General features: G+C 27.3%; 18 protein-coding genes. 10 read left to right on the top strand and 8 right to left on the bottom strand.

Annotated features, from left to right (window positions below; translation table 11 throughout):
* Positions 1 to 19: 19 nt before the first annotated feature.
* Positions 20 to 649 carry a LysE family translocator gene (locus AC2TY9_RS03130; protein ID WP_489779480.1) on the bottom strand — a complete coding sequence of 210 codons (630 nt, stop codon included), beginning with the start codon at positions 647 to 649 and terminating at the stop codon, positions 20 to 22.
* Between the two features lie 229 nt (positions 650 to 878).
* Here AC2TY9_RS03130 and ccoG point away from each other — a divergent pair, with 229 nt between their 5' ends.
* Positions 879 to 2,222, top strand: coding sequence for a cytochrome c oxidase accessory protein CcoG (gene ccoG / locus AC2TY9_RS03125; protein ID WP_489779479.1), 1,344 nt, complete (start codon positions 879 to 881; stop codon positions 2,220 to 2,222).
* Here the strand turns inward: ccoG and AC2TY9_RS03120 are convergent.
* Positions 2,215 to 3,531, bottom strand: coding sequence for a sensor histidine kinase (locus tag AC2TY9_RS03120; protein ID WP_489779478.1), 1,317 nt, complete (start codon positions 3,529 to 3,531; stop codon positions 2,215 to 2,217). The genes ccoG and AC2TY9_RS03120 overlap by 8 nt on opposite strands.
* Positions 3,524 to 4,204, bottom strand: coding sequence for a response regulator (locus AC2TY9_RS03115; protein ID WP_489779477.1), 681 nt, complete (start codon positions 4,202 to 4,204; stop codon positions 3,524 to 3,526). The genes AC2TY9_RS03120 and AC2TY9_RS03115 overlap by 8 nt, the downstream gene beginning before the upstream one ends.
* A gap of 49 nt (positions 4,205 to 4,253) precedes the next feature.
* Between AC2TY9_RS03115 and AC2TY9_RS03110 the strand changes: the two genes are divergently transcribed.
* The 4 genes from AC2TY9_RS03110 to AC2TY9_RS03095 are packed head-to-tail and all read left to right on the top strand — an operon-like array spanning position 4,254 to position 7,373.
* Entirely contained in the window at positions 4,254 to 4,796 is a 543-nt protein-coding gene (locus AC2TY9_RS03110) for a methylated-DNA--[protein]-cysteine S-methyltransferase (protein ID WP_489779476.1), read from the top strand.
* Between the two features lie 30 nt (positions 4,797 to 4,826).
* The gene (locus tag AC2TY9_RS03105; protein ID WP_489779475.1) at positions 4,827 to 6,239 is read left to right on the top strand and encodes a phosphomannomutase/phosphoglucomutase; all 1,413 of its coding nucleotides are present in this window, start codon (positions 4,827 to 4,829) and stop codon (positions 6,237 to 6,239) included.
* Positions 6,208 to 6,930 (top strand): carbon-nitrogen hydrolase family protein, encoded by a 723-nt coding sequence (locus tag AC2TY9_RS03100; protein ID WP_489779474.1) that lies wholly within the window; start codon positions 6,208 to 6,210, stop codon positions 6,928 to 6,930. The genes AC2TY9_RS03105 and AC2TY9_RS03100 overlap by 32 nt, the downstream gene beginning before the upstream one ends.
* On the top strand, positions 6,927 to 7,373 hold the full coding sequence (locus tag AC2TY9_RS03095) for a low molecular weight protein-tyrosine-phosphatase (RefSeq protein ID WP_489779473.1): 447 nt from the start codon (positions 6,927 to 6,929) through the stop codon (positions 7,371 to 7,373). The genes AC2TY9_RS03100 and AC2TY9_RS03095 overlap by 4 nt, the downstream gene beginning before the upstream one ends.
* Here the strand turns inward: AC2TY9_RS03095 and AC2TY9_RS03090 are convergent.
* Positions 7,363 to 7,764 (bottom strand): helix-hairpin-helix domain-containing protein, encoded by a 402-nt coding sequence (locus tag AC2TY9_RS03090; protein WP_489779472.1) that lies wholly within the window; start codon positions 7,762 to 7,764, stop codon positions 7,363 to 7,365. The genes AC2TY9_RS03095 and AC2TY9_RS03090 overlap by 11 nt on opposite strands.
* Before the next feature lie 3 nt (positions 7,765 to 7,767).
* Positions 7,768 to 8,559, bottom strand: coding sequence for an OmpA family protein (locus AC2TY9_RS03085; protein WP_489779471.1), 792 nt, complete (start codon positions 8,557 to 8,559; stop codon positions 7,768 to 7,770).
* A 161-nt stretch (positions 8,560 to 8,720) separates the two neighbouring features.
* Here AC2TY9_RS03085 and AC2TY9_RS03080 point away from each other — a divergent pair, with 161 nt between their 5' ends.
* The 4 genes from AC2TY9_RS03080 to AC2TY9_RS03065 all read left to right on the top strand — a co-directional run bounded on the left by AC2TY9_RS03080 (position 8,721) and on the right by AC2TY9_RS03065 (position 11,012).
* The gene (locus tag AC2TY9_RS03080) at positions 8,721 to 9,035 is read left to right on the top strand and encodes a c-type cytochrome (protein ID WP_489779470.1); all 315 of its coding nucleotides are present in this window, start codon (positions 8,721 to 8,723) and stop codon (positions 9,033 to 9,035) included.
* Positions 9,035 to 9,517, top strand: coding sequence for a hypothetical protein (locus tag AC2TY9_RS03075; protein WP_489779469.1), 483 nt, complete (start codon positions 9,035 to 9,037; stop codon positions 9,515 to 9,517). Before AC2TY9_RS03080 ends, AC2TY9_RS03075 begins: the two co-directional genes overlap by 1 nt.
* Positions 9,518 to 9,648: 131 nt before the next feature.
* Positions 9,649 to 10,506: a nuclear transport factor 2 family protein gene (locus AC2TY9_RS03070; RefSeq protein ID WP_489779468.1), complete on the top strand. Its 858-nt coding sequence runs from the start codon at positions 9,649 to 9,651 to the stop codon at positions 10,504 to 10,506.
* A 65-nt stretch (positions 10,507 to 10,571) separates the two neighbouring features.
* Positions 10,572 to 11,012 carry a MarR family winged helix-turn-helix transcriptional regulator gene (locus AC2TY9_RS03065; protein ID WP_489779467.1) on the top strand — a complete coding sequence of 147 codons (441 nt, stop codon included), beginning with the start codon at positions 10,572 to 10,574 and terminating at the stop codon, positions 11,010 to 11,012.
* A 16-nt stretch (positions 11,013 to 11,028) separates the two neighbouring features.
* Here AC2TY9_RS03065 and AC2TY9_RS03060 read toward each other — a convergent pair whose 3' ends face one another.
* Positions 11,029 to 11,766 carry a TSUP family transporter gene (locus tag AC2TY9_RS03060; protein ID WP_489779466.1) on the bottom strand — a complete coding sequence of 246 codons (738 nt, stop codon included), beginning with the start codon at positions 11,764 to 11,766 and terminating at the stop codon, positions 11,029 to 11,031.
* A 68-nt stretch (positions 11,767 to 11,834) separates the two neighbouring features.
* Here AC2TY9_RS03060 and AC2TY9_RS03055 point away from each other — a divergent pair, with 68 nt between their 5' ends.
* Complete coding sequence (locus AC2TY9_RS03055) at positions 11,835 to 12,194, top strand: S24 family peptidase (protein ID WP_489780397.1); 360 nt, start codon at positions 11,835 to 11,837, stop codon at positions 12,192 to 12,194.
* On the opposite strand, the gene AC2TY9_RS03050 is transcribed toward AC2TY9_RS03055, so the two are convergent.
* Positions 12,177 to 12,560 (bottom strand): VOC family protein, encoded by a 384-nt coding sequence (locus AC2TY9_RS03050; RefSeq protein ID WP_489779465.1) that lies wholly within the window; start codon positions 12,558 to 12,560, stop codon positions 12,177 to 12,179. The two genes, AC2TY9_RS03055 and AC2TY9_RS03050, sit on opposite strands and share 18 nt — an antisense overlap.
* 1 nt (position 12,561) lies before the next feature.
* Positions 12,562 to 12,990 (bottom strand): acyl-CoA thioesterase, encoded by a 429-nt coding sequence (locus AC2TY9_RS03045; RefSeq protein WP_489779464.1) that lies wholly within the window; start codon positions 12,988 to 12,990, stop codon positions 12,562 to 12,564.
* Positions 12,991 to 13,027: the final 37 nt, after the last annotated feature.

Raw genomic sequence — 13,027 nt, 5'->3', positions numbered from 1 at the left:
ATAGGTTATTAACTATTCTTTATCTTGAGGATAAAGCTAGTTTTACTGCAAGAGCTCCTAAAACAAAAGAGGTTATGATATTCATATATTTTGCAATATTTGGATTTTCAACTAATCTTTTACTTAATACATTTCCAGCAATTCCAATTGAAGAGAAAACTACAATAGTCATTGCCATAAAAAGTAGTCCTAAAAATATCATTTGTAAGGGCACATTACCATTTGCAGGTGTAACAAATTGAGGTAAAAATGCTAAAAAGAAAATTGAAACTTTTGGATTTAAAACATTCATAAAAAAACCTTTTATATATAGTTTTTTTAATTCATTACTACTATTTTGAACAGATAAATCAAGTGGTTCATTTCTATATCTAAAAGCTTGATATGCTATATAAAGTAAATAAGCAGCTCCAGCATACTTCACGATATTAAAAGCTATCTCGGAAGTTTTAAAGATTACAGAGATACCAAAAGCAGCCGCACTTGTGTGTAGTATAATCCCAGAACATAGTCCAAGGGTAGTTACTATTGCAGCTTTTTTACTTTTTGTCATCCCTTGTGTTAATACATAGATATTATCAGGCCCTGGGGCAAGACATAATAAAAACGAAGCTATTAAAAATAGATATATATTTGAAAGTTCTAACATGCAATTACCTTTAAATTGTCCCAATCTAAAGGGAGCAATTATTATCTATCTACTTTTTATCAATGGATGTAAAATCCATTTAAAAGTAGCAAAACACTAAAGGGCTTTAAGAATAAAGCCTAGTAAACTTGTCTTTGAATTATAACAAAAAATACAAAAAAATTTCTCATACCACCAAATGAACACTATTTGTCATTAAAGTGTCACTATAAAAAATTTGGAGAGAAATATGAACTATTCTGAAAAAAGATACTTAACTTATGGTGTAATTACAATCTTTACACTTCTACTTCCTTTTATAACTATAAATGGAAACCACATCTTGCTTTTATCCTTTGATAAATTGCAATTTCATTTCTTAGGATTTGTTTTTAATATGAACGAACTATATGTAATGCCATTTTTATTAATGTTTTTATTTATTGGGATTTTCACAATGACAGCGATGTTTGGTAGAGTTTGGTGTGGATGGGCATGTCCGCAAACTATATTTAGAGTAATCTACAGAGACTTGATTGAGACATGGCTTTTAGGTTTAAGAAGAATAAAAAATAAACAAAAAGATATCGATTATTCAAAAAACAATAATAAAATGAAAAAATATATCGGGGTGATTTTATGGACAATATTATCTTTTGTTGCTGCTTCTAACTTTATGTTGTATTTTGTTCCTCCTGAAGATTTTTTTAATTATTTACAAAATCCAAGTGAACATTTTATTCTTTATATGTTTATTATAAGTATTGCATTATTTTTAGTTTTTGACATTATCTTTATGAAAGAAGATTTTTGCACCTTTGCATGTCCTTATTCAAGAATACAGTCAGTTTTATATGATGATGATACTAAACAAGTTGTTTACAATACTAATAGAGGTGGTGATATTTACAATAAGGGTGAAAAATCTATTTTTGATGTAAAACAATGGGTATCAAATGAAGAGTGTACAACCTGTGAAGCATGTGTTAAAATCTGTCCAACCCATATTGACATTAGAAAAGGTTTGCAAGTTGAGTGTATTAACTGTTTAGAGTGTTCTGATGCTTGTAGTACAGTGATGGGTAAACTTGGAAAACCTTCACTTATTGAATGGGGAAGTACAAATTCAGTAATTAAAAAAAGAATCACTACTATTTTTTCAAAAAGAAATATTGCATATTTATCATCTTTAGTTTTTTGTATAGTTTTAGCGGGATATTTTGCATCAGGGAAAGAAGACTTTTTAGTTAATATAAATAAAACTACAAAACTTTACAATATTGAAGAAAATGGTTTGGTTTCAAATAACTATCTAGTTACTTTACATAATACAAGTAGAAAAACTCTAAATCTAGGTATTGAATTGATGGATAAAGAAAAGTATGAAGTGAAAAGATTTAGAGAAGTTAAACTTAATCCAAAACAAAGAGTGAAAACAGTTTTAATCATAAAAGTAAAAGAAAAAATGTTTTTATCAAATAAAAAAGATACACCATTAAAAACTAAAATTAAATTTTATGATAAAAGTAACCCAAAAATAAGTGTGATAAAAGAAAGCTCTTTTATTTATCCAAGAAATGATTTAATTAAATAGCTTTTTCAATAAAGAGGGAGAAAACAGCTCCTTCTTTATCATTATCCACTTCTATTTTTCCATTAAAACTATCTTTTATAATAATTTTTGTTAAATATAAACCAATTCCTGAACCATTCTCTTTAGTTGTAAAATATGGTTCAAAAATTTTATCCATAATTCTTTTTTTAATACCACCTGCATTATCTTTTACTTTGAGTATAACTTCAGCAGATGTTGAATCAACTTCAACTTTTATAATTGGTTTTTCTGTGTCTTTTAATGCATCATTTGCATTTGATATTAAAGCCAATAAAACTTGAGAAAGTTCATTTCTTATCCCAAACATTTTTATATCTTCACTTACTTTAAAATCAATAAGAAATTGAATATTTCTTTTTTTCAAATCTGCACTTAAAATTGTAGATACATTTTCAATTACTTCTTTAATACTAAAATACTCTTTTTTCTTAGAAGGTGCGTAAAACTCTTTAAAATCGCCTATTGTCTTTGATAAAAAATCCAATTGACTATTTGCTTGATTTACTTTTTTTTCAAAATATTCACTGTCTAGTTTTTTATTTTCATATTTTTTCTTTAGATTTATTAAAATATATGAAATATTGTTAAGTGGTTGCCTAAATTGGTGTGTGATATTTTCTATCATTTCACCTGATTTAGCAAGCCTTGATTGTTGTAAAAGCATATTCTCAAAACTTTTGTTTTGTTTTTGTAGAGTATTGTATTTATAAGCAAGAGATAAAGTAAATAATATTGCTTCAATAGCAAAAGCAACTAAAACTAAATCCATAAAACCTTGGTGCTCATAATAGGTTTTAAAATCAAAAACAAATACAATAAAACAAAAAAACGACCAACCTATTACATAAACAAAATTGGCTTTAAAACCATCTCGTAAATTAAAAGCAACAGATATGAATAAAATAGCATAGATAATTGTATATGGAAGATATTCAAAAAGTATATAATGATAAAAAGCAGTTAATATAATGATATTTAAAATGATTGTATTTATAACTAATTCTTTAAAGTTTTCTAATTTTGGAAAAAATTTACCTTCATAAAATCCAATTGCAAAAACTAAAGAACTTAAAGTTGCAAATAATAATGAGATTTGCTCTACATAATGGGGTATATTAAACAATTTACTAGTAGAGACTATAAAAATTAAAGAGAAAATCTGTGTTAAACAATAACTAATATAAAATAGCTCTTTAGAGTAGATATATCTAACAAAAGTGTAGACTATAGTCATTATAACTATTCCAAAAGTTATACCATAGGCTAAAACTATATTTAAATCAGACATCAATTTTATACCCAGCTCCCGAAAGATTTTGAATTATATCTTTTGGTATCTTTGTTTTTAAATTTTTCATTAAAGTTTTTAATGCATCTTTTGTCATCACTGAGTCTTTCCATACAAAGTTTTCAATCTCTTCATATGTAACATATCTATTTTTATTAGATAAAAGTAAAAATAGTAGTTCTAGTTCTTTTGCTCTTAATTTTACAAGTTCACCGTTTTTTACTAAGGTTTTGTTATATAAATCAAAAATAAAATTTTCAGGTAGATGAATAATGTTTGAATTATCATTTTCAATATATTGTATACAAAGATTTAAAGCTTCATCAAACTCTTTTTCTTTTATGGGCTTGATTAAATATTTTACTAAACCTAATTCAATGGCTGAAAAAAGATAGTCTTTATTAGAATATGCACTTAATACTATAACTTGGGTTTTTTTATCTTTTTTTCTTATATTTTTTATAAACTCCAAACCATTTAATTTTGGCATTTGTATATCTGTAATTATAATTTCTGGTTTAATTTCATCATAAAGTTTTAAAGCTGTTAATGCATCTGATGCTTCATATAAGTTTTCAAAATAGTTTTCTAAGTACTCTAAACCATTTTCTCTTGCAATATCATCATCTTCAACATATAAAACTTTTATTTTTTTATTAATCTCATTTTGCATAGGATATTATATCTTTTATGTTAAAATTCTCCCTTATTAAGGAGATTTTATGAGACCCTATAAACAAGCTGAAAAGAAAAATATTTTAGCAACATCTACTATTAAAACGCCTCTAGGAGATATGTTATGTGCAGCAACTTCTAAAGGGATTTGTTTATTGAGTTTTTTTAATTCAAAGCATCTTGAAAAACAAATTGAAAAGATTCAAAAGTTTTTTGATGCCCAAGTTATTCCCGCTCATAATAAATATTTTGAATGTTTACAAAAAGAGCTAGATGAGTATTTTGAAGGAAAAAGAAAAGAGTTTACAGTTCCAATGCAGTTAGTAGGTACTCCTTTTCAACAAGATGTATGGAAGGTTTTACAACTAATACCCTATGGTGAAAAAATATCTTACAAAGATGAAGCGGAACTTCTAAAAAAACCAAATGCTTCTAGAGCAGTTGCCAATGCAAATGGTCAAAATATGATCTCTATTTTAATCCCATGCCATAGAATAATACAAAAAAATGGAACTTTAGGTGGTTACTCAAGTGGTATTGATAAAAAAGAGTTTTTATTAAATCTAGAAGAAAAGAACTTTAGAGTATAATAATAGTTATTATTATAGAAGAAGAGATGCATGATAGATAAAACCATATTTAGACAATACGATATTAGAGGGCTTGTCCCTGCACAATTAGATTTTGAAAAAGCAAAGCTAATTGGGTATTTTCTTGGTATTAGACTTAAAAAAGAGATAAACGAAGATTTATATATTGTTATTGGCTATGATATTAGGAGCCACTCTAAAGAGCTTTTTAATGGTTTAATCTCTGGATTAAATAAAGCATCTTGTAATGTTCTTGATATAGGACTTGTTGCAACGGGTGTTAATTATTTTGCTTCATATCAAGAGTATAAAATAGATGATAAAAAAATCAAGCCCAATGCTTCAATTATGATAACAGGTAGTCATAATGACAAAAAATATAATGGTTTTAAAATTACCTTTAAAAATGAACCTTTTTTTGATAAACAATTACTTGCTCTTTATGAAGAGATAAGTAAAAATAAAGATATTGAAATAGAAGATAATTTTAAAGCTATAAAAATTGATGCAAAATCTTTATATATTGATTTTATGGTAAATGAATTTAAACACCTAAAATCACTTCCTTGCTCCTTTGCAATAGATTGTGGAAATGGGGTAGCTGATACTGTTATAACCAAAATCTTTGATGAACTAGATTTAAATTATAAAGCAATTTTTACTAAGCCAAATGGAGAATTTCCAAATCATCATCCCGATCCTTCAAAAAATGAAAACCTAATTGATTTAAAGTCTTTACTGATAGATTCAAATCTTGGTTTTGCCTTTGATGGAGATGCAGATAGAATAGCTGTATTAACTAGAAAACATGATATAAAAGGGGATACTTTAGCTTATCTCTTTTCAAAAACAATGAAAAATCCAGTTATTATTGGGGAAGTTACCTATTCACAAAATATCTTTGATGAAATAAATACTCATGGTACAACTATCATGAATAAAACTGGGTACTCAAATTTAAGACTTAAATTAAAAGAGTTAAATGCTGATTTAGCAGCTGAGGTTTCAGGACACATCTTTTTTAATGATAGATATTATGGCTTTGATGATGCTATATATGCATCTTTGAGAGTTTTAGAATTGATTTATTTAGGCTTTGACTTAGATAAAGAGGTGGAAAAACTACCAAAAGTTTATACAAGTTCAAATATAGAAATTGAGGTTAAAGATGAGGATAAATTTTTAATTATAGATAAACTTAACAAATTGATTACAAATCCTCAAAGGGGATTTCCTATTATAAATGATATAATTTGCGTTGATGGTATAAGAATCATTTTTGAATATGGCTGGGCATTGATTAGAGCATCAAATACAAATCCTGTAATTGTTACAAAATATGAAGCAAGTTCCCACGCAACTGCACTTACGTATCAAAATGCAGTAGAAAATTTGATAAAAAAGGTATTGAATGAAATTAATAGCACTTCAAACAAAAACTAAAAAAAACTTTAAAAAAAATCTTGATAATTTATTAGAACTAATTAACAAATGTGAAGAGGGTTCTTTTATTTTAGCACCTGAGCTTTGTTTAACAGGATTTTCATATGATAGGATGGATGAAGCTTCAGAATTTACGATAAAAGCAAAGAAAAAACTAAAAAAACTTTCATGTAATAAAACAATAGCAATAAGTTTTATTGAAAAAGAGGATATTGAATTCTACAACACTTTGTATATTTTTCATAAGGGAAAAGTTATTCATAGACAATCAAAACATAGATTATTCCCCCTTGGTGATGAGCCTTCACACTTTGCAAAAGGTAAACTAGAAAATATGAAAATCATAGTAATTGATGGGATTAAAATTGCCACATTAATTTGTTTTGAGATTAGATTTCCTAAATATTGGTTAAAAGTTCAAGGGGCAGATTTGATTTTAAATCCATCTATGTGGGGAGCTAAAAGAAAAACCCATTATGAAACAATGACTAAAGCCTTAGCTGTAGCAAATCAATGTTATGTATTAACAGCTAATAGTGCAGATGAAAATATGGCAAAAGGAAGTGGAATAATTTCACCATGGGGAGATGAGATTAGAGATGATTCCCAGGAAATTCTAACTGGAAAGCTAGATTTAAAAGAGATAAGTAAGATTAGAAAATATATTGATATAGGATTAAAAAGCAAATGAAATCGATACTTTTTGTATGTTTAGGTAATATTTGTAGGTCACCATTAGCCCAAGGTATAGCAAATGAATATTGTAATCAAAACAATATTGAATTAATATGTGAAAGTGCAGGAACTGGAAGCTGGCATATTGGCGAGCCACCATGTGAAAATTCTATAAAAGTTGCTAAAAACAATGGACTTGATATCTCTACTCAAAGGGCAAGACAGGTAAAAGTAGAAGATTTTGAAAAATATGACATTATTGTAGGACTAGATGATTCAAATATCAAAAATCTAAAAAAACTAGGTTGTAAAAACCCTCTTAAGTTAGGTGATTTTGGTTTTGATGGAGAGGATGTACCAGACCCTTATTTCTTTGATGGATTTGAAGGGTTTGATAAGGTTTATAATATGATAGAAGTTTGTGTGAAAACTTTAATTAGGCAGAAGGTTATACAATAGTTGATAAGCCTTTTGCTTGCTCTACCCAGTTTTGTTCTTTTATTTGGTCATCTTCTAAAGTTAAATATTCTTCAATCCAGTGGCAATTTTTAGAACTCCATTTAGCAATTTGATCAAAATGATAAATCCCTAATTCATTTAGTTTTTCTTCTAACTCAGCATCTATGCCTTCAATATTACTTAATCCATCTTTTCCATTTGGTCTAGGGGCACTTCTAATTAATGGTTTATTATAGATATTACCAGCTGCTGCACCACCATGTGCTGTTACAGTATTATAAATAGGTGTTCTATCTCCTGCAAAAGCTTTTCCTATTATAAATCCAATTAGGATACCAATTATCGCTGCAATTACTAAACATAAAATCATCTGAGATGCTATTTCTATCACTTTTTATTCCTCTACAATATTAAATTCAACTCTTCTGTTTTCAGGAGAATAAACATTTTTCGCATTTTTTGGGATACCTTCACCATATCCTCTAGCCTTAATTCTATTTTCATCAATTCCAAGGTTTTTCATAACTTTTACAACTGTTTTCGCTCTTTCAAGGGAAAATATTAAGTTCACATCTTTTGAACCTGCTGCATCTGTATGCCCTGCAATTTCTAATTTTATATTTGGGTTTTCTTCTAAAATTCTAACAATCTCTTTTATTGAGTTAACACTTTTATTATTTGCAATTGTATATTTACCTCTTTTAAATGAGATTGGATTCTTATCAATATACTCATTTATTTTGATTTGAAGTTCCTGTGTTGGAAAAGATAACTCTTCAATCCTTTTTTCATCACCCTCTCTAATATAATCTTTTGGTGTTTTGATTAAAGGTTCTTTAGGTTCTTCAATAATCTCTTCAACAATCTTTTCTTTTAAAGTAGGGTCTTGTGTTACTACCTCTTGAGTTTCATCAGTAGAATCTTCTACTGTAGGAGTATCTTCTTTTGTTGTCTTATTAGGCTCAATTAAAGTTTCATCCTGTTTAATTACAGGTTCTACTTCTTTTTTAGTTTCTTCATCTGCTAAAGTTTGTTCTTGTATATTATCTAAAATTACTTCTTGTTTAGGTTCAACTTGAAGCTCTTGTTGTTTTCTCATAATTTCAGGTAAATGATAATAAACACAGCCAACAATAAATACTATTAACAATAAAAATAGAACTATTACTTTTCTTTCTGAACTCATTTTTAATCTTTATTTTATTTTTGTATAACATTCTATCTTATTGTTAATCAAATTCCTTTAAAACAAGTCATAAAATAAGAATTTTATTTAACAAAAAAATATAAGTTTAATTTGTTTGCATTTAAATATAATCTAAAAATGCACTAAAAGGAGCAATAAATATGAATAAAATTTTCACATTATTTTTTTCCATATCATTATGTTCATATCTATTCGCAAATGATATAAATGATGTTTTTAAAAGATGTGTTGCCTGTCATGGACCAAAAGGGGAAATCCCTGGATTAGGTAGAAGTATTCTAATTTCACAATTATCAAAAAAAGAGTTTGTAAAATCATTAAAAGAGTACAAAAATAGTAATAAAAACATAAGTGGTTTAGGTGGTATTATGCAAGCGCAAGTTTACACCCTAGATGAAAAGGATTTTGAAAAATTAGCTCAAATGTTTAATTTGTTAAATAAAAAGGAGAAATGATGAAAGTTGTAGTTTTATTTTTCTGTTTTGTTGGTTCTTTATTAGCTTTACCTGATGAATTTGATAGAGAATTGTATAATGAGGGGGAAAAGATATTTGAAGCAAAATGTAATAGTTGCCATCAAAAATCTATTGAGATGCAATCTCTTTTAAAAAACTTTTTAGAAGAGGATAATAAAACCCTAAAACTTTTAGCCCCAACGGGGAATCAAATCTCATATCGATTAAAATCTCAAGTAGGAAGTCCTACTGATATGGAGTTTCACTTAATGGAAACTGCAGATTTTTTAGTTGATTATGTAAATAATCCTGATAAAACAAAATCAATTTGTCTTGAAGGTGTTGTAAAACACTTTGATACAATGCCAAGCTTAAAAGACCAAATTAGTGAAGATGAGATTAGAACCATAAATCATTTTTTATATTTTTTAGAAGGGTTTAATGGAGTAAATAAATACTATCATAAAGAGGATGAGTTTTAATCCTCTCTATTATTAACTAAATTTCATATAAATTTAATAAATATACTTGACATTAGTTTGATATCAAACTATAATTCTTCTATGTATTTAGTTTGATATCAAACTAAATAAGAAAATAAAAGGAGATTAAAATGAAATTTTTTAATACAAAAACAGTTTTGTCACTATTTATCATTACTTCTGTTTTTTCAGGATGTGCGACTTCAAAACAAATAGATGTGAAAAACATGGGTACAAATAAGCAAAAAGTTGTAGAGTTACTTAACTCTATAGAAAATGGAAATACAAAGCCAGTAGGGTATATAAACCCTAATAAATATATACAGCATAATTTAGCTGTTAAAGATGGTTTATCTGGATTTGGTGAGGTTTTATCTCAACTTCCTAAAGATAGTGCCAAAGTTGAGATAAAAAGGGTATTTGAAGATGGTGATTTTGTATTTACCCATACAAAATACAACTTTTTTGGTCCAAAGGTTGGTTTCGATATCTTTAGATTTGAAGATGGGAAAATTGTAGAACACTGGGATAACCTACAAAAAATTGTAGAAAAAACTGCTAGTGGAAGAACTCAAGTTGATGGAGAAACTAATATTACTGATTTAGAAAAGACTTCACAAAATAAAGACTTAGTCAAAAATTTTGTTCAAGATATATTACTTGGCAAAAATCCTAATAAAATCACAGAATATATTTCATCTAAAAAATATATACAACACAATCCATTTATAAAAGATGGACTTGATGGACTAAACGCAGCAATTAAGTATTTAATTAGTCAAAATGATATGTTTATTTACGAAAAAGTTCATAAGATACTTGGGGAAGGTAATTTTGTTTTAACTGTAAGTGAAGGTTCATGGCATGGAAAAGCACACTCTTTTTATGACCTTTTTAGAGTTGAAAATGGGAAAATTGTGGAGCATTGGGATACAATTGAAGAGATTCCTCCACGAAAAAAATGGTTAAATGATAATGGTAAGTTTTGATAAAATTTCACACTTTTAAAGAAATTATAGTTATTATTTTAAAAAAATAGTAGGATATAAAACTAATGATTAAAACAAATTCGATTATTTCAACAATATCAACTATTGAGAATAGTGCAAATAAGCTTATTGTTGATGAATTAAAAAAACATAATCTTAATGGTTTGGCACCCTCTCATGGAAGTATTCTTGTAGTTCTTTACAATAATGAAGAGGGTGTTCCTATGAGTAAAATCACCCAAGAGATAAATAAAGATAAGTCAACTGTTACGGCACTTGTTAATAAATTAGAAAAAATGGAACTTCTTGAAAAGTTAAAAAATGTAGATGATAGTAGAAGTACTTTAGTAAGGCTTACAAAAAAAGGTCTTGATACAAAATATATTGTAATAGATGTGATTTCTAAGAAACTTTTGGATTTGACATATAAAGGTTTTACACAAGATGAAAAAGAGCTGGTATATAATCTTTTAGAAAGAATCAAAAACAATTTTTTAGATAAATAGTTTTTAATTCAAATATTTAAATTGTTTGAATAAAAAGGGCAATTGCTATTAAAAAAAGTACACCTTTAACCATTTTTGCATAAGCGATAGGATCTATTCTATTTCTAATTTTAATACCTATAAATATGGCTATTGAAATAAAAATTAAAGGGATTAAAGATTGAGATATCTCTATTTGTGTAAAAATACCTGCACTAGTAAAAAGAATAATTTGAACAATTTTCCCAAAGAAAAAGCAGATATTAAAAGATTGGACTATCTCTTTTTTTGTAAACTTTGATTCTAGAACATATATGATTAATGTAGCTGACATTACATTTGTAAGACCTCCAATTATCCCTGAACCAATTCCAAATATAGTTTTAGAGATATTAGGGTTCTCTTTGATAAAAGGAAACTCTACTTTTTTGTAATCGAAAAATAAATATAAGAGAATTACAAATACAAGAATAAACTTGAATAAATCAGTGTTGAAGTGAATTATGATTTGAGTACCTATTGCACTACCAATCATAGCTAATATAGCTAAAGGATAAAACCTTTTGACTGCTTCAAAAAAGTTCCCTTCATTTCTAATACTAAGTATATTTACAAGTAGTGTTGGAATAAGTGTATAGATAATTGCTGTTTGTAAGTCTGTAAACATAGCTATAAGGGGTGTTGCAATCATAGGAAAGCCAAATCCTACACTTCCATGAACAAAAGCAGCAAGAGTTAAGAAAATAGTGACATAAATTAAAAAATCAAATTCCATTTTAAATTATATCTTTTTAGTTCTTCACAAGAGTATTTTTGTAATATTACTTATAAAAAGGATTTAAAATAGATACTATAAAACTAGAATACAAAGATATTTTTGATAATAATAAAGCAAAAGAACTACTTATAAAAAAGCAATCAATAGATGACGAGTATAGTGAAAAGTCTCTTTTTGCTCTAATTGTAGATGGAAAATCGATGCAACCAAAGATTTTAGATAAAGAGGTTATTGTTGTAGATTTGTCACAAAAAATACTTTTTGATGAAAAAATTTATGTGGTTCATTTTGAAGGAAAAATGTGGGTGAAAAAATATGATGAAGCCTCTAAAAACTTTATTTCTATAAACCCAGAATTTTCACATCTAGTTTATAATAAAGATGAGGTTCATGTAGTAGGAAAGGTTTTAGAGATAAGTAGATAGCTCTATAAGATTTAAATCTGGGTCTCTTATATAAATTGATTGTATAGGCCCATTTGCTCCCGTTCGTTTAACTATTCCCTCTTCTATGTCAATATTTCTTGAAACTAAAAAAGCAAAGATATCTTCAATAGGTTCTTCAACAATAAAGCATAGGTCGGCACTGCCTTCTTTTACATTAAAAGCTTTTGGCTCAAACTCTTTTCCTAATAAGTGTAGGTTTATTTTTTGATTACCATATTTTAAAGCAATTCGATTTTCTTTGAAAATCTCTTTTTGCATACCAAGAATATTTGTATAAAACTCTACAGTTTTGTTTATATCTTTTACTGTTAGAACTAAATGATCTAGTCTATTTATATTTATCATTTTAATCTCCTAATTCTTTTATCTCTTTAGGCCAAGCTTTTTGAAAAAAGTGTTCTTCTAATTTATCTTTAATACCATCAGGTATTTTCATTGATTGTTTCGTTTCAAAATTATAATGAACGATTATAGCCTTTCCTGTTGTACATAACTTATTGTCTTGATAAACGGCATGAACTAATTCAATTGAAGAGTTTCCAATTTTTGAGATTCCTGTTTTTATAACAACATCTTTTCCCCAAAAAACTTCATTCAAAAAATCAAAAGAGCTATGAGCCATAACTAGATTCCACTCTTTTATATTTGAATTGGGATTAAAAATACGAAAAAATTTATCCCTTGCAGCTTCAAACCATACCCCATAAGAATTATTATTTATATGCCCTAGGGCATCAGTTTCTAAAAATCTGGGTGTAATTATCTCTGTAAACATCTTGAACTCCAAAATAAAGTGATGTAGTTTATCACAA

The sequence above is a fragment of the Arcobacter sp. ISO1 genome, assembly GCF_058105185.1.
Note: the sequence above shows the minus strand (reverse complement) of the source record. Positions and strands in the feature narration are given on the sequence as shown.